The organism is Deinococcus seoulensis (assembly GCF_014648115.1).
Classification (GTDB): Bacteria; Deinococcota; Deinococci; order Deinococcales; family Deinococcaceae; genus Deinococcus; species Deinococcus seoulensis.
Map to the genome: position 1 here is coordinate 276,532 of NZ_BMQM01000001.1, position 21,837 is coordinate 298,368.

At 70.6% G+C, this 21,837-nt stretch carries 21 protein-coding genes; 6 read left to right on the forward strand and 15 right to left on the reverse strand.

The window, feature by feature from the left end; genetic code table 11:
- The first annotated feature begins 276 nt into the window (after positions 1–276).
- The 6 genes from rpoD to IEY70_RS01325 all read left to right on the forward strand — a co-directional run bounded on the left by rpoD (position 277) and on the right by IEY70_RS01325 (position 6,735).
- The gene (rpoD, locus tag IEY70_RS01300; protein WP_189063156.1) at positions 277–2,013 is read left to right on the forward strand and encodes an RNA polymerase sigma factor RpoD; all 1,737 of its coding nucleotides are present in this window, start codon (positions 277–279) and stop codon (positions 2,011–2,013) included.
- 186 nt (positions 2,014–2,199) lie between these two features.
- Positions 2,200–3,675 carry a DUF4129 domain-containing protein gene (locus tag IEY70_RS01305; RefSeq protein ID WP_189063157.1) on the forward strand — a complete coding sequence of 492 codons (1,476 nt, stop codon included), beginning with the start codon at positions 2,200–2,202 and terminating at the stop codon, positions 3,673–3,675.
- Positions 3,672–4,664 carry an AAA family ATPase gene (locus IEY70_RS01310; protein WP_189063158.1) on the forward strand — a complete coding sequence of 331 codons (993 nt, stop codon included), beginning with the start codon at positions 3,672–3,674 and terminating at the stop codon, positions 4,662–4,664. The genes IEY70_RS01305 and IEY70_RS01310 overlap by 4 nt, the downstream gene beginning before the upstream one ends.
- Positions 4,661–5,797: a DUF58 domain-containing protein gene (locus IEY70_RS01315; protein ID WP_229777538.1), complete on the forward strand. Its 1,137-nt coding sequence runs from the start codon at positions 4,661–4,663 to the stop codon at positions 5,795–5,797. Before IEY70_RS01310 ends, IEY70_RS01315 begins: the two co-directional genes overlap by 4 nt.
- 83 nt (positions 5,798–5,880) lie before the next feature.
- Complete coding sequence (locus tag IEY70_RS01320; protein WP_189063159.1) at positions 5,881–6,111, forward strand: M-like protein; 231 nt, start codon at positions 5,881–5,883, stop codon at positions 6,109–6,111.
- 207 nt (positions 6,112–6,318) lie between these two features.
- Positions 6,319–6,735 (forward strand): hypothetical protein, encoded by a 417-nt coding sequence (locus tag IEY70_RS01325; protein WP_189063160.1) that lies wholly within the window; start codon positions 6,319–6,321, stop codon positions 6,733–6,735.
- Between the two features lie 134 nt (positions 6,736–6,869).
- Here the strand turns inward: IEY70_RS01325 and ftsZ are convergent, their stop codons facing one another.
- The 15 genes from ftsZ to IEY70_RS01400 all read right to left on the reverse strand — a co-directional run bounded on the left by ftsZ (position 6,870) and on the right by IEY70_RS01400 (position 21,762).
- Entirely contained in the window at positions 6,870–7,931 is a 1,062-nt protein-coding gene (gene ftsZ / locus IEY70_RS01330; RefSeq protein ID WP_189063161.1) for a cell division protein FtsZ, read from the reverse strand.
- A gap of 213 nt (positions 7,932–8,144) precedes the next feature.
- Positions 8,145–9,539, reverse strand: a complete 1,395-nt coding sequence (gene ftsA / locus IEY70_RS01335) for a cell division protein FtsA (protein ID WP_189063162.1) — start codon at positions 9,537–9,539, stop codon at positions 8,145–8,147.
- On the reverse strand, positions 9,536–10,309 hold the full coding sequence (locus IEY70_RS01340) for a cell division protein FtsQ/DivIB (RefSeq protein WP_229777539.1): 774 nt from the start codon (positions 10,307–10,309) through the stop codon (positions 9,536–9,538). Before IEY70_RS01340 ends, ftsA begins: the two co-directional genes overlap by 4 nt.
- Positions 10,306–11,235 (reverse strand): UDP-N-acetylmuramate dehydrogenase, encoded by a 930-nt coding sequence (locus IEY70_RS01345; RefSeq protein ID WP_189063163.1) that lies wholly within the window; start codon positions 11,233–11,235, stop codon positions 10,306–10,308. The genes IEY70_RS01340 and IEY70_RS01345 overlap by 4 nt, the downstream gene beginning before the upstream one ends.
- Positions 11,232–12,581 (reverse strand): UDP-N-acetylmuramate--L-alanine ligase, encoded by a 1,350-nt coding sequence (gene murC, locus IEY70_RS01350; protein ID WP_189063285.1) that lies wholly within the window; start codon positions 12,579–12,581, stop codon positions 11,232–11,234. Before murC ends, IEY70_RS01345 begins: the two co-directional genes overlap by 4 nt.
- Positions 12,582–12,724: 143 nt before the next feature.
- Positions 12,725–13,864, reverse strand: a complete 1,140-nt coding sequence (gene murG / locus IEY70_RS01355; protein ID WP_189063164.1) for an undecaprenyldiphospho-muramoylpentapeptide beta-N-acetylglucosaminyltransferase — start codon at positions 13,862–13,864, stop codon at positions 12,725–12,727.
- A 132-nt stretch (positions 13,865–13,996) separates the two neighbouring features.
- On the reverse strand, positions 13,997–14,755 hold the full coding sequence (locus IEY70_RS01360) for an AIM24 family protein (RefSeq protein WP_189063165.1): 759 nt from the start codon (positions 14,753–14,755) through the stop codon (positions 13,997–13,999).
- A 102-nt stretch (positions 14,756–14,857) separates the two neighbouring features.
- Positions 14,858–15,643, reverse strand: a complete 786-nt coding sequence (locus IEY70_RS01365) for an excinuclease ABC subunit UvrA (RefSeq protein ID WP_189063166.1) — start codon at positions 15,641–15,643, stop codon at positions 14,858–14,860.
- A gap of 109 nt (positions 15,644–15,752) precedes the next feature.
- Positions 15,753–16,913, reverse strand: a complete 1,161-nt coding sequence (locus IEY70_RS01370; RefSeq protein ID WP_189063167.1) for a pyridoxal phosphate-dependent aminotransferase — start codon at positions 16,911–16,913, stop codon at positions 15,753–15,755.
- A 44-nt stretch (positions 16,914–16,957) separates the two neighbouring features.
- Positions 16,958–17,491: a hypothetical protein gene (locus tag IEY70_RS01375; protein ID WP_189063168.1), complete on the reverse strand. Its 534-nt coding sequence runs from the start codon at positions 17,489–17,491 to the stop codon at positions 16,958–16,960.
- Positions 17,492–17,588: 97 nt separating this feature from the next.
- Positions 17,589–18,173, reverse strand: a complete 585-nt coding sequence (locus IEY70_RS01380; RefSeq protein ID WP_189063169.1) for a response regulator transcription factor — start codon at positions 18,171–18,173, stop codon at positions 17,589–17,591.
- Positions 18,170–19,282: a sensor histidine kinase gene (locus tag IEY70_RS01385; RefSeq protein WP_189063170.1), complete on the reverse strand. Its 1,113-nt coding sequence runs from the start codon at positions 19,280–19,282 to the stop codon at positions 18,170–18,172. Before IEY70_RS01385 ends, IEY70_RS01380 begins: the two co-directional genes overlap by 4 nt.
- A 253-nt stretch (positions 19,283–19,535) precedes the next feature.
- A complete protein-coding gene (locus tag IEY70_RS01390; RefSeq protein ID WP_055363090.1) occupies positions 19,536–20,003 on the reverse strand; it encodes a YbjN domain-containing protein in 468 nt (155 codons plus the stop codon).
- Positions 20,004–20,155: 152 nt separating this feature from the next.
- Positions 20,156–20,716, reverse strand: a complete 561-nt coding sequence (locus IEY70_RS01395; RefSeq protein ID WP_229777540.1) for an RlpA-like double-psi beta-barrel domain-containing protein — start codon at positions 20,714–20,716, stop codon at positions 20,156–20,158.
- On the reverse strand, positions 20,713–21,762 hold the full coding sequence (locus tag IEY70_RS01400) for a M24 family metallopeptidase (protein ID WP_189063171.1): 1,050 nt from the start codon (positions 21,760–21,762) through the stop codon (positions 20,713–20,715). Before IEY70_RS01400 ends, IEY70_RS01395 begins: the two co-directional genes overlap by 4 nt.
- Positions 21,763–21,837 lie beyond the last annotated feature (75 nt).

The window sequence follows — 21,837 nt, forward strand, 5'->3', positions numbered from 1 at the left end:
GTTCGCCCAGCCCCGCTCACCCCGGAACCGCTCGGCCCTGGGACCCGCCCACAGGCCGCACGGAGCGGCGCCGGGCGCGTTTGCTAGACTGACGCGTTCAGATTTCCGGCAGGCTGCCGGAACAGGCCCCCACCCACCGGTTGCTCCCTGTCTGGTTCACCGCCGACCGTTCCGTGTTCACCCCTGCTTCCCGCCGCGCAGCCGCCGTACCGGTCCCGTTTCACCCGTTCCTTTTCACTGATTACACTGATAAGTGCCCAGCCCGCAGGAGGCCGCATGGCAGATTCCCCCACCGTCCGCACCCGTAAGAAAGTCGAAGCGCCCACCGACGGCGCCGCGCCCGCTCCCAAGCCGGTGCGTCCGCGCGCCCGCGTGGCTGCCGGAGCGGTCCCCAGGGACAGCGCCCCTGAAACCGCGGCCGTTACCGCGCCCGCCCAGGCCGCGCCCGTGAAGGCCGCCAAACCCGTCAAGGAAACGCCGGTCAAACCGGCCGCGAAGGCCGCCAGGACTGCGCCCGAGGCTGCCTCCGGGGACGCCGCCAAACCGGCCAAACCGGCCCGCGCCACCGCCAAAGCCAAGACCCCGGCTGCCGACGCCGCTCCGGCCGAACCGAAAGCCGCCGAACCGAAAGCGAAGGCGCCGGCCAAACCGCGCGCCGCCAAACCCAAGAAGACCGACGCGGCGGCCCCCGCCTCTCCGGCCCGCACGCCGGGCAAGGTCACGTCGCGCGCCGCGAAACCCGCCGCGAAGAGCGCCGCGCCTGCCACGGGCGGCGTGGCCGAGAAACCGTACTACTCGCACGCCAGCATTCAGGAACTCCTGAAAGGTGGCCGCGCGGCCGGCGTGCTCGCCAGTGAGGACATCGCCACGGCGCTGGCCTCTGCCCTCGAAGCCAACGGCCTGGACCCCGAAAGCCCCGACGCCTTCGAGGACATGCAGCTGTACCTGGCGTCCATCAACATCGAGGTGCAGGACCTCGACGAGGACGAGGACGACGCGGACGCCGACACGGACGACAGCCCCGTCGCGGCCGCCACCGCCTCGCGCCAGCAGGAAGACGACGAGGAGAAGTACTTCGACGACATGCCCCGCGCGGTCAGCAACGACCCCGTGCGGCAGTACCTGCACGAGATCGGCCGCGTGCCCCTGCTGACCCTCGAAGAGGAGATCGCGCTGGCCCGCCGCATCGAGGAAGGCGAGGAAGCCCGCAAGATTCTCGACGAGGACCTGGAACTCGACGACCGTGGCCGCCGCCGCCTGATGCGCCAGATGGAAGACGGCGCCGCCGCCCGCCAGGGCCTGATCGAGGCCAACCTGCGCCTCGTGGTGTCCATCGCCAAGAAGTACACCGGGCGCGGCCTGGGCTTCCTGGACCTGATTCAGGAGGGCAACCAGGGCCTGATCCGCGCGGTCGAGAAGTTCGAGTACCGCCGCCGCTACAAGTTTTCAACGTACGCCACGTGGTGGATCCGTCAGGCCATCAACCGCGCCATCGCCGATCAGGCGCGCACCATCCGCATCCCGGTGCACATGGTCGAGACGATCAACAAACTGACCCGCACCGCCCGGCAGCTCCAGCAGGAACTGTCACGCGAGGCGACGTACGAGGAGATCGCCGAGGCGATGGGCCCTGGCTGGGACGCCACCAAGGTCGAGGAAGTGCAGAAGGTCAGCCAGGAACCCGTGTCCCTGGAAACCCCCATCGGTGACGAGAAGGACTCCTTCTACGGCGACTTCATTCCCGACGAGAACCTCGACAGCCCGGTCGAGAACGCCGCCAAGACCCTCCTGAGCGAGGAACTGGAAAAGGCGCTCTCGAAACTCACCGAGCGCGAGGCGATGGTCCTGAAGTTCCGCAAGGGCCTCGTGGACGGCCGCGAGCACACCCTGGAAGAGGTCGGGCAGCGCTTCAGCGTGACCCGCGAACGCATCCGCCAGATCGAGAACAAGGCGCTGCGCAAACTGAAGTACCACGAGAGCCGCACCCGCAAACTCCGCGACTTCCTGGACTGAAGACCAGCCGCCCAGACCACCCCACCCGGATCGCCCCGCGCCTGCCCAGGCCGGGGCGGTCTGCTGCTGCGGCCAGCCCGTGACCGCCACGCATGCCGGACGGACGCGCGCACCTGCGGGAACCGGGGCGCGGGTGGGCGCGTATCCTCGGTCAGTCATGACCTTTCCTGTTTCTGTGCCGGGCCGGTGGCCCGCCTGTTGCTGGTGTCGCCGCACGTGGTGCGCCGCGTGTTGAACGCCGCGCCCCTGGGGGTCACGGGCGGGCCTCCCTGGACGGCGTACGGACTGGCGCTGCTGCCGCTGTGCCTGGCGGGGTTGCTGCCGCTCTGGTCAGTGGCGGCGCTGTGCGCTCTGTTCGCGCTGGGCGTGCGCTGGCCTGCCTGGGTGCAGGCGCGTGTGCTGGGCACGCAACTGCTGATCGGGCTGGGGATGCTGTCCGGCCTGCCCGGCAGTCTGGGTGACGGGGCGGCGCTGTTGCGTCTGGCCGGGCTGTACCTGCTGGCCAGCCTTGGCGGCTTTGCCCTGAGTGCCGCCGCGCACGCCCTGGAGGACGGCCGCCGCCGCGCCCTGCTGGTCCCGCTGGCCCTGGGGCTGCTGGCCCCGCAGGTGGGCGTGCCCCTGGCCCTGCTGGGCGGCGCGCTGGCCCGTCCCGGACCGGACGCCCGCCGCGCCCCGCTGACCGCCCCGGAACCGGCCCGCCGCTGGTGGGGCTTGCTGGCGCTGGGAGCCGCGCCGCTCCTGCTGCTGGCGCTGCTGCTGCCCGCCACCCCGGCCGGACCGGTTGGCCGGGAAACGGCAGTGGCGTCGTCGTCGGCGACTGTCCCGGCCCCGGTGCCCACGCCCGACAGCAGGTCCACCCCGGCCAGTGGGGCGACGGGTGCGCCACTGCTCCAGCCTTTCCGGCCCCCACAGAGCCTGAACCTGGGCGAGGTGAGCCATCAGCTGGAATTCATGCTGATGGCAGGTCTGATGCTGCTGGGCGCGGGTCTGAGCGTGCCCGCCCTGCGGCGCGCCCGTGGGCGGCCTCCCCACCCGGCCGAGTGGCTGATGGTGGCGGGCCTGTTGCTGACGGGCCTGCTGTGGGTGGTGGCGGCCGTCATGCTGTACATGGGCGGGTCGGGCAGCCCGGCCACGCTCCCGCCAGCCTTGCCGGAACCGGAGGGCCAGCCGGGAGCCGGGGGTGGCCCTGCCAGCGTGGACGCGGCGCGCGTGATCGACCTGTCGTGGCTGATGCCCACGCTGACCTGGGTCACTCTGGCGCTGGTGCTCGCGCTGGCCGGGGCGTTGCTGTGGCTGCGGCGCCAGGGCACCCCGGACCCGGCCCTGCCCGGCGACCCGCCGGATCTGCCTCCTGACGCGCCCGCCACCCAGGCCGCCGCCACGCACCGTGTCCGCGAGGCGTACCGCGCCGCGCAGACCGCCCTGAGCGCCGCCGGGTGGCCGCGCGTGGCTGCCGAGACACCCGCCGCGTACGCTGCCCGCCTGGGCGCGCTGCACGCTCCACTGGCCGCGCCGCTCGCCACCCTGACCGCCGCGTACGAACCCGTCCGCTACGGCGGCCGCCTGACCGACGAGGACGCCGCGCAGGCCGAACAGGCCGCCGACCTCCTGACCCGCACGCTCCCCACCCTGCCCCCCGCACCCACCGAGGACACCCCATGACCCAGACCCTGACCCCCATCACTTCCGCCCCCACCCCCACACCGGACTTCGCCCGCGCGGTCCTGGAGAATGTCGCCCGCGTCCTGGTCGGCAAGGAAGCCGTGACCCGCCTCGCGCTGGCAGGCATCCTGGCCGGCGGGCACGTGCTGCTGGAGGACGCGCCGGGCACCGGCAAGACCATGCTGGCCCGCGCCCTGGCCGTCAGTCTGGGCCTGGACTTTCAGCGGGTGCAGTTCACGCCGGACCTGCTGCCGGGCGACGTGACCGGCGTCAGCGTGTTCCGCCCGCAGTCCGGCACCTTCGAGTTCGTGCCCGGCCCGGTCTTCACCGGGGTGCTGCTGGCCGACGAGATCAACCGCGCCACGCCCCGCACGCAGTCCGCGCTCCTTGAGGCGATGGGGGAGGGGCAGGTCACGGAATCCGGCGTGACCCGCCCGCTGCCCACGCCGTTCGTGGTGATCGCCACGCAGAACCCCATCGAGAACGAAGGCACCTACCGCCTGCCCGAAGCGCAACTGGACCGTTTCCTGCTGCGCCTGTCCGTCGGGTACCCCACCCACGAGGAGGAGGTGCGGATGCTCGCCCGCCTCCAGACGCAGCACCCGATTGCCACGCTGGGGGCCGTCACCACGCCCGCCGCGCTGCTGGACGCCCAGGCGCAGGTCCGCGCCGTGTTCGTCGCGCCCGAGGTGCAGGCGTACCTCGCGCGCCTGAGCGCCCGCACCCGCACGCACCCCAGCGTCACCCTGGGCGCCGGGCCGCGCGCCAGCCTCGCCCTCCAGGGGGTCGCGCAGGCCCTCGCGTGGCTGGCCGGGCGGTCCTTCGTCACCCCGGACGACGTGCAGGCGGCCGCGCCCGGCGTCCTCGCCCACCGCCTGAGCCTGCGCATCGAGGCGCGGCTCCAGGGTGTGCCCGACCACGCCATCGTCACCGAGCTGCTGAAGGCCGAACCCGTCCCTGCTGAACTCAGCGCGCCGCCCGCCCGGTGAACACGCTGTCCGTTGCCCTGATCACCGCCCTGCCCTGGCTGCTGCTGGTCGGCGCGGTCCTGGCCGCCCTGTGGTGGGGCTCACGCCGCCCGCCCGGTGTCAGCGTGGAACGCCTCCTGCCTGCCACGGGATTCGAGGGCACCCGCGTCCCGCTGACCGTGCGCGTCACGCTGCGCAGCCGCCGCCCCCTGCGCGTCCTGCTGGACGACCCCACGCCGCGCGGCGTCGTCCCGGCCGTGACGCCCGAACTCAGCGTGCGCCTGCTGGGCCACGCGGAGCACGACCTGACCACCACCCTGACCCTCAACCGGCGCGGCGCGCACGACTGGCCCGGCGGCACCCTGCGCTGGGCCGACCCGCTCGGGCTGTTCTGGCACTCCGCGCCGCTGCCCGGACCGCCCACCACCCTGGACGTGTTTCCCGGCACGCACGGACTGATCCTGCCGGACCTGCTGCGCCCCCTGCTCTCGGAAGGCACCCTGACCCGCCGCGTCGGCCTGGACGACCCGCTGAGCCTGCGCGGCGTGCGCGACTACGTGCCCGGAGACCCGCCCGGCCGGGTTCACTGGCGCCTGAGTGCCCGCACCGGCACCCTGACCGTCCGCGAACCCGAACGCACCGCCGCGAGCAGCCTCACGGTCTTCGTGGACACCAGCAGTGGCGGTGAGGTCTTCGTGGACAGCGCCGCCCGCCTCGCCGCCAGCCTCGTCCGCGAGGCCGCCAGCCTGGGCCTGCCCGTCGCGGCCGCCACCAGCGCCGCCCTGAGCCCCAGCGGCCGCGACCCGCTGTCCATGCAGGCCGCCCTTCGCCTGCTGGCCCGCCTCGCCCCGGATCCCGCCCCGCCCTACCTGCCCCCCACCCGCAGCGGCGGGAACCTGATCATCCTGACCGCCAGCCCCGGCCCGGACCTGCTGACCCAGGCCCTGAGGGCGCGCGCCACCGCCGCCCGCGTCACCATCGTCACGCTGCCCGAAGGCTACTACCTGGAACCCGGCGAGCAACCCCGCCGCCAGTGGAGTGGCCTGCCCGACGCCGCCCGCGACCTCGAACGCCGCGCCGCCGCGCTGGCCGGAGCGGGCATTCAGGTCGTGATCCTGCGCGGCAACCAGAGCGTCCTGACCCTCGCCCACTGAACGCCCCCACCCTCAACGAACGGTGGGCTGCACATGAAGGACCGTTTCAGGCGCCTTCCGGGCCAGCGCAGTAGCGTAAGACCATGACCAACGACGACACCAACACCCCCCACGACGAGAAGACCATCCGCAACGTGGACCTGCAGTTCATGGGCAAGGAAGACACCGCCGAGGAAATCGACGCCGAAGTCAACGCCGAAAGCCGCGAGGCCGGCGCGTACCGCGAACGCGGCATGGACAAACACGACGTCGAATCTGCCCAGAGCATGGACGCCAGCGACCCGCCCAGCAGCAACATGGGCGACGCGAGCTGAACTCCACCCGCAGGCCCCGCTGATCCACTCATGCGGACTCCGATTGAATGGCTTTGCAAGCTGTTCAGTCGGAGTTCGCATAGATCCGTCAGTCGGTCTGCGCAATCGTCACGCAGGGCAGAATACCGGTGGCGGCGCGTATGGTACGAATGAAGCGATGACCGCCTTCACCCGCCACGCCACGCCCCGCCACGGTGACCGGTCCGCATGAGCGAATTCGATGAACTTCAGGCCGTGATCCGCCGCCACGCCGACGCCCGGCAGGCCGAGCAGCGCGCCTGCGAGGCGTTCCTGAACGCCCTGTACCACGCGCTACGCACGGCCAGCGGCCCTGGCCTGCCGCTGAACAACGTCACGCTGGAATTCACGGCCGACCCTGTCGTGCGGCTGCGGCCCGCTCCGGCCGGGAGTTACCATGCCGCGTGGCTGCGCCTGGGCCTGTGCGAGGTGCTGGTGCGGGTGCGCCGCGCCGACGGGGCTTTTCAGGGCGAGTACGGGCCGGGCTGCGCCTTCCGGCTGGAACGGACCGGCGAGGACGAACTGCTGGCCCTGGCCCGCACCCTGCTGCGGGACGTGACCGCCGCGTACGGAGGCGAACAGGTGACCGCCGCCCAACTGAACTGATACGGACTCCGATTGTTTCGTTAACAACCCGGAACAGCACCGGGTTGCTAATTCCACGTCCGGAATCCGTTTCGCTCCTCCTCGCATCTGCTCGGATTGAATGGGCTGTAAAGGCCATTCAACCGGAGTCGGTGTCAGTCGCGTTCCACGTTCCGCAGGAAGGCGGGGATGTCGTAGTCCTTGGGGTCGTAGGTGGCGCGGACCTTGCTGTGGCTGCTGGTGTCGAGGATGCTCACGCCGCCGCCTCCGGCGATGGTGGTGGGCACCTCGTTGAAGCCGGTGGCGATCACGGTCACGCGTACCTCGTCCCCGGCGGCCTCGTCGGGCGTGATGCCGAACAGGATGTCGGGTTCGTCGAAGCCGGTCGCCTCGCGGATCTTCTCGACGATCTCGTTGGCGTCGGTCATGCTCAGGTCGAAGCTGCCGGTCACGTTCACCAGGATGCGTTGCGCGCCCTCGATGCCGCGTTCGAGCAGCGGGCTGTGAATGGCGCTCATGGCGGCTTCCTCGGCCACGTTCTCGCCGCGGCCCGCGCCGATGCCCATCAGGACCGTGCCGCTCCCGGCCAGCAGGTTGCGGACGTCCGCGAAGTCCAGGTTGATCATGCCCTCGACGTTGATGACGTCACTGATGCCTTTCACGCCGTAGTACAGGACGCGGTCGGCGATCAGGAACGCCTCGCGGAACGAGACTTTCTTGTCGACGGCGGTCAGCAGTTTCTCGTTGTTCACGACGATCATGCCGTCCACGCGGGCCGCGAGTTTGCTGATGCCTTCCTCGGCCACCCGCAGGCGTTTGGGTCCCTCGAACCGGAAGGGCCGCGTGACGATGGCGACCGTCAGGATGCCCATCTCGTTGGCGATCTCGGCGACCACGGGGGCGCTGCCGGTACCGGTTCCACCGCCCATCCCGGCGGTGATGAACAGCATGTCGGTGCCCTCGAGGTACTCCTTGATGCGTTCACGGTCTTCCAGCGCGGCTTTCTCGCCCACTTCGGGGTTCGCTCCGGCGCCCAGCCCTCTGGTGAGGCGGTCCCCCAGTTGAATGCGGATCTCGGCGTGGCTTTTGGCCAGCACCTGAGCGTCCGTGTTTCCGGCGATGAACTCGACACCCTCGAGTCCGGATTCAATCATGCGGTTGACGGCGTTGTTGCCGGCACCGCCCAAGCCAATCACGCGAATTCTGGCCGCTTGCATCAATGCTCTCCTTACGTGACGGTCCGCTCCGACGTGCGTGCGGTCCGTTCTTCTGCGGTGTAGTTTAGCGCACGATATCAGGCGCGCGGCGGCAGGACTGACGCAGGGGCGCGCCGCGCGTGCCGGTTCAAGCGAGTGGGGGAGGGCCGGGTGCTGCGGCACCGTTCCCTCCCCCCGCTGTTTGGCCTGCGCGCGGCGCGGTTCCCGGCCGGGTTACATCCAGTCCTTGAACCAGTTCCGCACGCGGTCCATGAAGCTCACGCCGGGTTTCGCGGGCGGCTGGGTGGGCGCGGTGGGGGCCGGTGCGGGCACGTGCGCGGCGCCCGCGTCGGCGGTGTGGGCCGTGACGCTGGCATCCGGCGCGGGCCGGTGGTCGGTTCGGGTGTCCGGGCGGTGGTCGGTGCGCGTCTCGCGGTGGCCGCCCGCAGTGTCGGCGCCCGTGAACACCACGGCGGGCACGCGGCCGTCCTCGCCGATGCCGTACAGGACCAGTCCGACGCTGGCGGCGTCTCCGGGTCCGGCGACGATGTCGGTCAGGCCGCCGATCCCGCGCGGTCTGCCCACGCGCACCGGCAGGCGGAAACGGTCGCGGGCCAGTTCGGGCGTGCCGCGCAGCATGGACGCCCCGCCGGTCAGGATCACGCCCTGCGCGACGAGTTCCACCGGTCCGAGTGACTGGTCGATCTCGTCGCGGATCAGGCCGAAGATCTCGGCCATGCGCGGCTTGATGATGCGGGACAGTTCGAAGGCGCTCAGGGCGTGCGTGCTGCCCGAGGAGGTGGTGATCTCCAGCGTCAGGTCCTTGTCGGCCAGGTCCGGCAGGGCGGCGCCGTAGCGGCGTTTGACGTTCTCGGCTTCCTCGCCGGGAATCTTGAGGATCTGCGCGAGGTCGGCCGTGACGTGCTCGCCGCCGATGGGAATGCAGGCAGAGTGCACCAGGTTGCCGCGTTTGAATACGGCCACGTCGGTCGTGCCGCCGCCCATGTCGACGACGATCACGGTCTGGCCCTGCTCGGCGGCTTCCAGGGTGGCGAGGCCGCTGGCCAGGGCGTGCAGTGCGAAGCCGTCGACGTGCAGGCCCGCTTCCTGCACGCAGCGGCGCAGGTTCAGCAGCGGTCCGGCGGTTCCGGCGACGATGTGTACGTCGACTTCCAGGCGAACGCCGTGCATGCCGACCGGGCTCTTGATGCCTTCCTGGCCGTCCACGACGTATTCCTGCGGGAGGGTGTGAATGATTTCGAGGTTCGGGTCGAGCGGGACGGCGCGGGCGTTCTCGATGGCGCGGTCCACGTCGCTCTGCCCGATTTCCTGGTTGCGGCGGATGGCGGCCAGTCCGTGGCTGGTGATGGCCTTGGCGTGGTTGCCTGCGACGCTGACGAACACGCTCTCGACCTTGACGCCGCTGACGCGTTCGGCGGACTGGACGGATTGTTTGATGGCCTGCGTGGCCCGTTCGAGGTTCACGACGCTGCCGCGTTTCATGCCCTCGCTGTTGACGGTGCCCGAGCCGATGATGTCGACGGTGCCGTGCGGGCCGACCTCGCCGATGACGGTCGTGATTTTGGTGGTGCCGATGTCCAGGCCCACAATGATGGTGTTGTCTTTCATTCCTGGACGCTCACCCCCCAGGGGTAGATGGAAATGTCTTTATCTGGATACATGCTGATGCTCCCAGCATACTTCAGGAGCGCCTGTGGATCGCCACTCCAGACCGACCCGGAAGGCAATTTCACCGTCAGGCCGGTCGGCGTGAACACGACCGACTGCACATTGTAGCGGGACAGAGCCGCCAGCACCTGCAGAACTTCATCCAGCCGGTCCGGCCCCCACCCGCTGACCAGCGGGAGCTTCTGGGTGTTCACGGCCCCCGGCAGCGGCGTGCCGTCCACCGACACCGCCACCACCGACCCGTCCGGACGTTGCAGGCGCACCCGCGCGACCCGCTCGGTCACGCGAATCTGCACCGTATCCGGAAACACCCGCGTGACCGACGCCGACGCCACCCACGGACTGTCCAGCAGCCCCCGCGCACGCCACGCGCCGTAGTACAGCCAGCCGAACGACCCCTGTAACCCGGCCAGTTCCACCACCCGGCCCTCCGGCAGCCGCCGGTTGCCCTCGACCGTCACGGTCTTGACCGGCAGCGCATACCACAGGCCCACGCCCGCCCCGGCGACCAGCGCGGCGCTCAGCACGCCCCGCAGCGCCCACTGACGGCGCGACAGGACCCGGCGAGGCCGGACCTCCGGCGGAGATTCCGCCGGTGCCTCCCGGGCCTCCGCAGACTCCTGCGGGCCGAACGACAGATCAACAGCCCCGCCGTACTCCTGCGGCGAGAGGCGGCGGTTACGGGGTGGCCCGTCCGGATCGGCGCTCACGAGACCGTGCCGTCCCGCTCCGTGACGTCCCGCGCCGTGCCGGCAGGCAGCGCCTCGGGCCACAGTTCGTACTCCAGTTCCATCGGCACCGGCACCCGCTCGCGGATCACGTTCAGCAGCGCGTGCACGTCGGCGGCCGTCGCGCCGCCCAGGTTCACGATGAAGTTCGCGTGCTCCGGCGCGATCAGCGCGTTCCCGACCCGCGTGCCCTTCAGGCCCGCCTCGTCGATCAGCCGCCCGGCGCTCACGCCACCCGGATTCTTGAACGCGCAGCCCGGCGTCTTCATCTTCGGCTGCCCCTTGCGGGCGTTGTCCGCGAAGTCCATCTTCTCCAGCACCGCTTCCGGGGTACTGCGCCGCAGCCGCAGCCGCACGCGCGACACCACGTGGTTCCGCGGAATGCCGCTGTCCCGGTAGCCCCAGTTCAGGTCGTCCGGCGTGACCTGCCGCGTCTCCTGCGGCGTCACGATCTCGATGGTGTGCAGACCGTCGAACATCTCGCCGTAGCGCGTACCGGCGTTCATCCAGACCGCGCCGCCTACCTGCGCGGGAATCCCGACCGTGCCTTCCAGGCCACTCAGGCCCAGCTTCTGAAGCTGACGGATCAGGCCGGGCAGCGGCACGCCGCCCCCCACCCAGCCGGTCACGATCTCGTCAGCGGTACTCAGGTGCGGGTCCGGTTCCAGGTCCCGTTCGGCCAGCGGGCCGCTCAGGCGAATCACGCGCTCCGGCACGCCCTCGTCGGCGATCACGAGGTTGCTGCCGCCGCCCAGGATGCGGTACGGCTGCTCCATCGCCTCGGCCAGTTGCGCGTGGTCCGACACGAACCACACCTCGGATTCGCCGCCCACACCCAGCGTCGTGAAGCGCGCCAGCGGCAACCGCTCCACCCGCGCGCCCGTACGGCTGACCGGCGCGGCGATCACGCCTGACCTCCGGCCAGTTCGCGCGACAGTTTCCACACGTCCCCGGCACCCATCGTCACGATGATGTCGCCCGGCGCGGCCGAGGCACGCAGCACCCGCAGAATCTCCTGACGGTCCGGCATGTACGTGACGCCCGCGTGCCCGCCAGCCACCATGCGCCCCGAGATCAGGGTCGCGTGAATGCCCTCGATGGGCGCCTCGCTGGCCGCCGCGATGTCCATCAGCAGCACCTCGTCGGCGTCCATCAGCGCGTCGGCCAGCCGGGGCCAGGACTGCTGCGTCCGCAGGAAGCGGTGCGGCTGGAACACGATCCGCACGCGCCGCCCGGTCTGCCGGGCCGCCTGCACGGCCGCCGCGACCTTCGTGGCGTTGTGCGCGTAATCGTCCACGATCAACGCGCCGTTCAGTTCCCCGATCCGCTGCCAGCGCCGCCCCGGCCCCCGGAACGCCCCCAGCGCAGAGGCCGCCCGCGCAAAATCCCCGCCGTGCAGGTGCGTGACCGCCAGCGCCGCCAGGGCGTTCAGCACGTTGTGCGTGCCGGGCAGCCCCACGCGCGCCTCGCCCAGCACCTCGCCCCGGAACGACACCGTGAACGACGTGCCGTCCTCGTCCGGGCGCAGGTTCACCGCGCGGTAATCGGCGCCCTCGGCCTGCCCGTAACTTAGGCGTTCGGGGGCGCCCGTCACCAGTTCATCCAGGCCCGGCCAGTCGGCGCACAGCAGCACCCGCCCGGACTGCGCCACGAACCGCGCGAAGCCCGCGTGCTGCTCCTCGACCGTCTCCCAGTACGTCGCCTGATTGCCGCCCACGTGATCGTCCTCGGCGTTCGTGAACACGGCCGTCCCGCAGCCCAGGTCCGCGAAGGCCCGGTCGGATTCGTCCACCTCGGCCACGAACGGCCCGGTGCCCACGCGGGCGTTACTGCCGAACTCGGGCACGATTCCGCCCACGAACGCGGACGGGTCCAGCCCCGCGCCCTGCATCGCCACGGCGATCATGCTGGTCGTGGTGGTCTTGCCGTGCGTGCCGATCACGCCCACGCTGGGGCCGGCGCGCAGCAGGTCGCCCAGCAGCGCCATGCGCGGCCGTACCAGCGTGCCTGAGGCGTGCGCCGCCACGAGTTCCGGGTGCGATTTGGGAACCGCTTCCGACGCGACCAGCACGTCCACCGGCCCGAACGGCGCGTCCAGCACGTGCGCCGCCGCGTGCCCGGCCGCGACCGGAATGCCCTCGGCCTGAAGCTGCGCCGTCAACTCGGTCACGGACTCGTCGCAGCCGCTCACGCGGTGCCCGGCCGCTGCCAGCAGCCGCGCGAAGGCACTCATGCCGATGCCGCCCACGCCCATCAGGTGATAGTGCAGCGGCGCGGACTGCTGGGTGGCCCCCGCGCTACCCGGCGCGGAGGAAGAAACGGATTGGGACGCCACGGACTCGCCGGGCGCTGTCAGCTGGGGGGATAGGTCAGTCATGGGGGATCAGGGGTGGCCCACTAACGCAGGTGCCGTTCGATCAGGTCCGCGAACCGCCCCGCCGCGCCCACCTGGGAACGCCCGAGCGCCGCCTCACGCATCGAGGCGCGCGGACCCGCTGCCGCACACTCTAACACCGCCCGGCCCAGCGCCCCGGACACGTGTTTCTGCTCCACCACGACGCCCGCCCCGGCCTGCTGCACCGCCACCGCATTGTGGAACTGGTGATTCTCGGCCGATTCGGGCAGCGGCACCATGATCAGCGGTACTCCGTGGAACGCCGCCTCTGCCAGGGTGCTCGTCCCGGCCCGCGTGATCGCCAGGTCCGCCACCGACCACGCCGCGACCGCGTCCACGAACCCAGCCGCCTCGTACCACTCGAGGTCCTTCACGCTGCGCGCCACGTCCGCCAGCCAGCGCGGCCCGGTCGAGTGCAGCACCTGCACGCCCTCCCCGGTCCGCGATCCCGTGAAATCCAGGTCCACGCTCAGGCCTGCGTTCGCCTGCGGGGCCAGCAGGCCCTCCCCGCCGAACAGGTGACGCAGCGTGTCCGGCACGGCATTGTTCAGGAACAGCGACCCCTGCGACCCGCCCATCACGAAAATCGTCAGCGGGCCGTCCTGCAACCCCAGCCGCGCCAGCGCCTCGGCACGCGGCATCCGCGTCTCGCGCACCGGCATGCCCACCAGCGACGCCCGCCTCGGGTCCAGTCCGATCACCCGCTCGTACGCCGTCCCGACCGCCCGCGCGCCCCGCACCGCCAGCCGCTGCGTCAGGCCCAGCCGCGCATTCTGCTCGTGCAGCACCGTCGGCAGGCCCAGGCTCTGCGCGGCCAGCACGCCCGGCAGACTCGCGAACCCCCCGTACCCGACGACCGCGCCGGGCCGCGTGCGCGCCAGGAACGACCGCGCCTGCGCCACGCCCTGCCCGGCCCGCAGCAGCTCACGCGGGTCCGGGCGGCCCTGCCCGCTGCGCGCCAGTTTTCCGGCATCCACCCCGTGAAACGCGAGGCCCTGCTCGGCCGCCACGCGCTCCTCCATGCCGCCCCGCTGCCCCAGCAGCAGCGTCTCATGCCCCCGCGCCATCAACTCACGCGCCGTCGCCACCGCCGGATAGATATGCCCACCCGTGCCACCTGTCGCCATCACAACCAGACTCATTGCGGGCGAGTCTAGCCCGTGAGGCGTGTGGGATGCAGGCAGTGGAGAGCAGGAAGAGTAACAGCATGGGGCGGGAGCCGCCGCCCCCGCCCTGAATCCGTTCCTGCCACCTGCTCCCGGCCACCCGCCCGCTCAGTCGAACAGGTCGCCCAGGCTCTTGCCGCCGCTGCTGCTGTCGCCGCCCATGCCGTGCTCGAACTCCTCGTACGGCTGCACGACCACGAACCCGTCACCCTGGAAGACCATCTGGTACGTCTCGCCGCCGCCCCGGCCGATCATAGACCGCAGGCTGGAATCCATCCGCAGCTGCGGTTGCAGGTTCCCACTCCAGGCGATGGTGGCGTTCGGGTCCGTGAAGATCGGCTCGTTCGGCGTGACCCGCAACGTCAGCGGCTTGCCGTGACTCAGGATGGCGACCAGACCATGCCCCTGCACCTTCACGCTGAACAGCCCCCCGGCCGCCATGCCCGCAATCCGGCGCTGCATGGTGATGTCGTACTGCACGCTGTCCTCGAAGGCCAGCAGGTCGTTCCCGTTCACGTTCAGGCTGTCGCCCGCCAGCCGCAGCACCTGCACTTCCTTGCCCTGATCCGCCAGGTACGCCACGCCGCGCCCCTCGATCTTCGCCAGCGGACTCATCTCCTGCGACACGGCGCGCTTCAGGGCCTTCATCAGGCCGCCCTCGAGCATGCCCTCGCGCTTGAAGGTCAGGTTGCCCTTGTACGCGACCATCGCGCCCAGCTTGCTCCAGATGCGGCCGTTCACCGTCACCTCCAGCATCTTGCTGCTTTCCAGCTCGAACACGTCGCCGGGATTGTCCCGCTCGGCGGTCTGCGCCAGGAAGTCGCGGAGGCTGTACGTGCCGTCACTGCCGGGATGCATGTCAGTCATACGAACCCACAGTACGACGCGGCGCGCCCCCGGGTTCCGGGTGCTCATACGGATTCCGGTTGGATGGCTTGCAGAGCCGTTCAATCCCGGCGGATGCGACTCTTACAGCTGCCCCACAGAGTAGGAACAGATGGAATCCATCAGAGGTAGCGCGCCGTGACGGACCGCTCCACCCCGCGCAGTCCGGCCGGGGGACCGCTCGAAGCGGTCCACCAGTCCCTCGTAGGTCATGTTGATCTCGCCCAGCGACACCTTCAGGTCCCGGCCGTGCAGCAGCAGGTGCAGGTCGTGTTCGCTGTATTCCTGCACGGGCCGGTCCAGGTCGAACAGGCCGCTCAGCGCGTAGGTTTTCCACAGCCACTTGCCGGGTTTGAAATCCGGATGCTGAATGGCCCCGCCGTTCAGAGACAGGCTCCGGTCGAGCAGGCGCCCCAGGTCCAGTTGCGTGGTGCGCCCGATGCCCTCGCACTCCGGGCACATGCCCTGCGGCGTGTTGAACGAATACGCGAACGCCGCGCCCGCCGACGGTTGCCCCGCGCGGGAGAACAGCACCCGCAACGGCGCGGCGATGTCGGTGTACGTACCCACCGTCGAGCGCGCCCCGCCGCCTACCCGTTTCTGGTTGATGACGACCGGGGCGTTCAGGTGACTCACGCTGTCCACGTCCGGCTGTCCGTAATGCGGCAGGAACCCCTGCACGAACGCCGTGAAGGTCTCGTTCAGCTGCCGCTGCGCCTCGGCGGCCAGCGTGTCGAACACCAGAGACGACTTACCGGACCCCGACACGCCGGTAAAGACCGTCAGTTGCCGTTTGGGAATGTCCAGCGAGACGTTCTTCAGGTTGTGTTCCCGCGCGCCCCGCACCTCGATGAATGCCCGGTCTGTCATGTGTGTGCCTCCCTGTGCCCCTCCAGCGTCTCTGAGCATCATGTGAAAACCCCCACGGGAGAGCTTCATGGAAGCTTCACGAAAGGGGTGAAGAAGGAGATTCAGCCCGTCAGATCAACAGTCGGCCGATGCGGCGCAGCACCTCCTCGATGTTCTCCATGCTCGTCGCGTAACTCAGGCGCACCTGCCCCGGCGCCGCGAAGTCCGTGCCCGGCACGACCGCCACCCGCGCGTCCAGGATGCGCCGCGCGGCCTCCAGCTCGTCCGGGTGGATGGGCGTCGTGTCGGCCATCACGTAGAACGCGCCCTGCGGGGTGGGGGTGCTCAGGCCCAGGGCGTTCAGGCCCGAAACGATCCGGTCGCGCCGCTCGCGGTACGCCGCGCGGGCCATGTCCACGAACGCCGCCGTGTGCGCCTGATCCGACAGGGCCGCCAGCGTCGCGTACTGCGACACGCTGCTCGCGTTGCTCGTGCTCTGCGATTGCAGGGCGTTCATCGCGGCGATCACGCCCTTCGGGCCGCCCGCGTACCCGATGCGCCAGCCGGTCATGGCGTACGCCTTGCTGGCCCCGTTGATGGTCAGCGTGTGCTCGGGCGCGTACAGGCCGATGCTGACCTGCTGGGCGTCGTACACCAGGTGCTCGTACATCTCGTCCGTGACGATCACGAGGTTGTGCCGCTGCGCCACGCCCGCCACGGCTTCCAGCACCTCGGGCGGGAACACGGCGCCTGTGGGGTTGCCCGGGCTGTTCAGCACGATCATGCGGGTCCGGGGCGTCACGCGCGCCTCCAGTTCCTCCGGGTCGAGCAGGAAGCCGGACTCTGGCGTGGTCGGCACCGCCACCGGGACCGCGCCCGTCAGGGCCACCATCTCCGGGTAACTCACCCAGTACGGCGCCGGGATCAGCACCTCGTCCCCCGGATTCAGCAGCGCCAGAAAAGCGTTGAACAGCGCCTGCTTCCCGCCACTTGTGACCGTCACGCAGTCCGGCGCGTAGCTCAGGCCGTTCTCGCGGGCGAACTTCGCGCTGATCGCCTCGCGCAGTTCCGGAATCCCGTTGACCGCCGTGTACTTCGTCTTGCCGCTCTCGATGGCGGCAATCGCCGCCGCCTTCACGTGATCCGGCGTGTCGAAATCCGGTTCTCCCACGCTCATGCTGATCACGTCCACACCCTGACGCCGCAGTTCCAGCGCGCGGCTGGTCACGGCGACCGTCGAGGACGGCTTGAGGCTCAGGGCACGGTCAGACAGCAGAAAGGGGCCACTCATGCCCCGCAGGGTACAGGCGGCCCGCACGGACAGGGGCGAGAGGTTTAGAAGCGGTACGTCAGGCCCAGACGCAGGGTGGGGGAGGGCAGCGCGAGGTCCTCGGCTGGCCGCGCGGGCTGCCCTGCCGGAACCGGTTCATGGCTGGTGAGCACCCCGCGCACCACTGTGTAGCGCACGCCTCCCTCGACGAAGAAGCCCAGATCGGGGCGCGTGCGGCTGCGGTACCCGGCGACCGCTCCGGCCCGCCAGCCACCGTCGCCCGTAACGATCAGCCCGGCGGACGGCCCGCCATACCAGCCGGTGTCCGCGCGGCTGAGCAGCAGGTCGGCACTCAGGATGGTGATCACGCCGGCGTCCACGCCCACGCGCGGCACGATGGTCAGCCCGCCCGCCTGTCCGACCGGCGCGGAGACCGACACCTGCACGACCGGCAGGATGGTTTCCAGGCCCAGGCCGGTCCAGACGGCCGGGCGCTCGCGGGTGTCGGTGGGGGCAGTCTGCGCCGCCGCGAGGCTGCCGGTCAGCGGCAGCAGGGTCGCCAGAGTGGCTTTCAGTAAAGACATCTTCAGGTTTCTCATACTCCGGCCACTCTAGCAGCGTTCCCGGACGGCTAGCGCAACACATGAGGCGGCGGGAGCCACGCTGCCGTGACCCCCGCCGCGCCCGGGTGGGCGTTCAGTGCAGCAGGCCGATGGAACGGGCGCGGCTGACGGCCTCGGTGCGGTCCCCGGCGTCCAGTTTCGCGTACAGGCGCGCCAGGTGGTCCTTGACGGTATCCGGGCTCACGCCGAGGTTCTTGGCGATTTCCTTGTTGCTGTAGCCCTGGGCGAGCAGGGGCAGCACCTCGGATTCGCGGGGGGTCAGGCGGGGCACGTCCACGTGCGGCAGGCGGTCCACGTCGGGGTTCGCCACGATGTCACGCAGTTGCCGCGCCAGGCTTTCCGGGTCGGTTTCCTTGCTGACGTACCCGCGCGCCCCGGCGGCCCGCGCGGCCTGCACGATGGCGGGTTCGGCGAAGGTGGTGATCAGCACGCTGACCAGCCGGGGGTTGCTCTGCCGCAGGCGCTCGCAGACCTCGATGCCGGTCATGCCGGGCATCTTGACGTCCAGCAGCGCGGCGTCGGGTTGCAGGGCGCGGCAGGCTTCCAGGGCGCTCAGGCCGTCGCTGGCCTCGGCGACCACGTCGAATCCCTGGTGGATCAGCGCGTATTTCAGGCCCATGCGGAACAGCGGGTGGTCGTCGGCGATGACTAGTCTCATGGTGTTACCTCCGGCAGTGCGAGAGTGAAGCGGGTCAGGTCGGTCGGGCGGGCGTTCGCGGGAAGGTCAGGGTCGGGTGGCGCGGCGGGCTGGTGCGTGTGGGTGGCGCGGCCGGAGTGGGCGCGGTCGTAGTGCAGGTTCCCGCCGTGCGCCTCGGCGATGCGGCGCACGATGAACAGGCCCAGTCCGGCGGTTCCGGCGGTGTACTGCTTGCCGGCGATGGTGGTGGGTTGCGAGTTGAACGGTTGCGCCAGTTCGTCCAGCGGGCCGGACAGGCCCGGACCGTCGTCGGTCACCTGGATGCCCTGCGGGGTGACGCTCAGGGTCACGGTGCGGGCGGCGTAACGCAGGGCGTTCACGGTCAGGTTGGTCACGGCGCGGTCCAGCAGGCCGGGGTCCACGTCGGCGTGACCGTGGCCGTCCACGTGCAGGGTCAGGTGCGGGGCGGTCTGCGCGTCCAGCCGGGCGGCCACCTGATCGATCAGGGCGCGCAGGTCGGTGGGGACGGTGTGCACCTGCACGTCCTCCTGCTCGAAGCGGTGCGCGTCGGCCATCTGCTGCACCAGGGACAGCAGGCGTGTGGTTTCCGCCTGGATCTGCTGGCCGACTGCGCGGCGTTCCTCGTCGGGCAGTGGCAGGGTGGTCAGGGCGTGGGTCAGGTGCCCGGTGGCGATCAGCGGGGTCTTCAGGTCGTGGACCAGCGTGGCCATGAAGGCGTTGCGGCGGGCCTGTTCGGTTCCCAGGCGGCTGAGCAGGCCCGTGAACGCGCCGCGCAGCGCGAGGATCTCGCTGGGGTCGTCCGGGTGCGGCTGCGCGAAGTCACCGTGTTCGACCTCGGTCTGCAGGCGGCTGACGGCGCGCAGCAGCGTCCCGCTGAGCACGTACCCGACCAGCGCGCACAGGAAACCGACGACCAGCATCCAGATGGTCAGGGTGGAGGCGGGCACGCTGGGCTGCGCGGTGATGGTCAGGACCACGTTCGGCAGGAAGGCCAGCATGAAGATGACCAGCGTGAACTGCGCGCGCATCGTGCCACGTCCCAGTGGCCCACGTCCCTGCGGCCCGCGCCAGTACGGGCGGGAGGGGGTGGGGGTTGAGGCGCGGCTCATGGAACTCAGGGTACGTGCCGCGTTCTGACAGAACCGTCACGCCCGTACTGTTCCTTTCGGGAACTGTCAACCCCCCACCCCCGCCGGCGCCCCCCGGATGGTGAGCTGGTGCGCTGTTCGGGACTGATCACAGGCAGTGTGAAGTCCGCATCGGGCAATAGTTTCACAATATGGATTAATCGTGAAACTATTCACTTAGCGTATCCCGGGAAAGGGGAAGCAGGTCGCCCCACTTCCCCCATCCGTCAGGCGATCAGGCCTGGGGCTGCTGCAGCTGCGGGCCGTTCTGGGCCACGTAGCCTTCCAGGGTGGCGTAATCATCCTGGAAGTGCATCAGCACGCCGCCGAACAGCGTGTCGAAGGTCTCCTGGGGCATCTCGGCCAGGGTGGGGTAGAAGCCCACGTACTCCAGCCACACGTTGCCGTCCGCGTCGATGGAACGCGCGAAGGCACGCTCGCGGTTGCGGTCGTTGAGCATGTTCACGACCTCGTTGCGGCGGTCGTTGTACTGCTTCTGGGTCACGCAGGTGACTTCCAGGCGGCTGGTGTTGTTCGGGCCGTCGTTGACGCTGACCAGCACGGCCGCGTCACCCATCTCGAAACGCCAGCCCATGCGGATGAACCGCTGGCCGTTGTTCTCTTCCATGTCCAGCTGAACTTCTTTTTCCTTGAGGTACTTCGCAAGGGTATCCAGGGTCAGTAGAGCCGTTTCCATCGTCATTGAAACCATCCTCCTCGGGGGTGAAGCACATCAGTCGAAAGTGTCTGTCTGTGGTTGAAACCCGAACGATTCTAACACCTCTGCCGAGCCCGCCCCCGCGCAGATGGCGTTCCGGCCGCGCCGGTCCGCCCCGGCCCGCCGGAAAGAGCCGCCTAGCGCAGCACGTCCACCCGCACGGGCGCAACGCCCTCACCGAGAATGCCCAGCACCGACGCCGCCTCGCGGGACAGGTCGATAATCCGGGACGGCACCCCGAACGGCCCACGGTCGTTGATCAGCACGTCCACGCTGCGGCCCGTGCGTTCATGCGTGACCCGCACCCACGTCCCGAACGGCAGGGTCAGATGCGCGGCCGTCATGACCGTCCGCGCGTCCCGGCGGCCCCCGTAGTACACGGCCTGTCCCCGCTGCCCGGCCCCCTGCGCCGCCGTTCCCTGCTGCGGCGCCGCCATGGCCGCCACGCGCACGGTCGCCTGCGCCGCCGCGCCGCCTCCCGGCACGGTCAGCACGTCGCCCGGCCGCAGAAGCTGCGTGCGCCCGCCGTTCAGGTCCAGCAGCGCCTGCACGCTCACCCCGTGCGCCCGCGCGATCCCCCACAGCGTATCGCCGGACTTCACGCGGTACGACCCGGCCTGCGCCGACCCCAGCACGGCGGCCAGCATTCCGGCCGTCAGCGCCGCCGCCCGCACCCCCCGCACGGCGGGGCTGGTCACACGGTCTCCTTCTCGCTGCGGCTCAGGACCTCGAAGCCGTCATCGGTGACCAGCACCAGATCCTCGATGCGCACGCCGCCCACGTCCGGCAGGTACGCGCCGGGCTCGACGGTCACGATCATGCCGGGCCGCAGCACGTCCTCGCTGCTGCCGCGCAGGCTGGGTCCCTCATGGACCATCAGGCCCACCCCGTGCCCCAGCGAGTGCGCGAACGCCTCGCCCAGCCCGTGCCCGGTCAGGATGCCGCGCGCCAGGGCGTCCAGGTCCGCGCCGCTCACGCCGGGCCGCACCGCCCGCACCGCCGCCTCCTCGGCCTCCAGCACCGCGCGGTACACGCGGGCCATCTCGGGACTGGGGGTGCCCACCGCGACCGTGCGGGTCATGTCGCTGTTGTACCCGTTCAGGCGCGCGCCCATGTCCACCGTGACCAGCTCACCGTCCCCGATCACGCGGTCCGACGCCACGCCGTGCGGCATCGCCCCGCGCGGCCCGCTCGCCACGATGATCTCGAAGGCACTCTCGGCCCCCGCGCGGCGCAGCAGCGACTCGATCTCCAGCGCCACGTCCAGCTCGCGCACGCCCGCGCGGATCATGGGCCGCACCTGCGCGAACACCCGGTCGGCCAGCGCCTGCGCGTCCCGCACGGCCTGCACCTCGCCTGGCGTCTTGACCATCCGCAGTTCCGACAGCAGCCCGGCCGTGCCCACCAGCGTCGCCTGCGGCCAGTACGCCCGCAACTGCTCCAGCTCGGCCACGGTCAGGCTCTCGGCCTCGAAGCCCACGCGCAGGCCCGCGAGGCCCGGCGCGGCGTGCTCCAGCGTGGCGGGCGGCCGCGCAATGAACGTCGGCACGCGCGACTCCTGCCCTGCCTGCACCGTGTACCGCGCGTCGGTGTACAGCGTCTCGCCCTGCGGCGTGACCAGCACCTTGCCGTCCTTGCCGCTCGTGAATCCGCTCAGGTACCGCACGTTCGCCGCGTCGCTGATCCACAGGGCGTCCACTCCGGCGCGGCCCATGACGGCGCGCAACTGCTCCAGTTGACTCATAAGCGGCAAAGTAACACGCGTCACCCCGGCCCGTCTGCCCGCCCGGCGGCTGCCCCCGGCCCCCGCGCCGGTCAG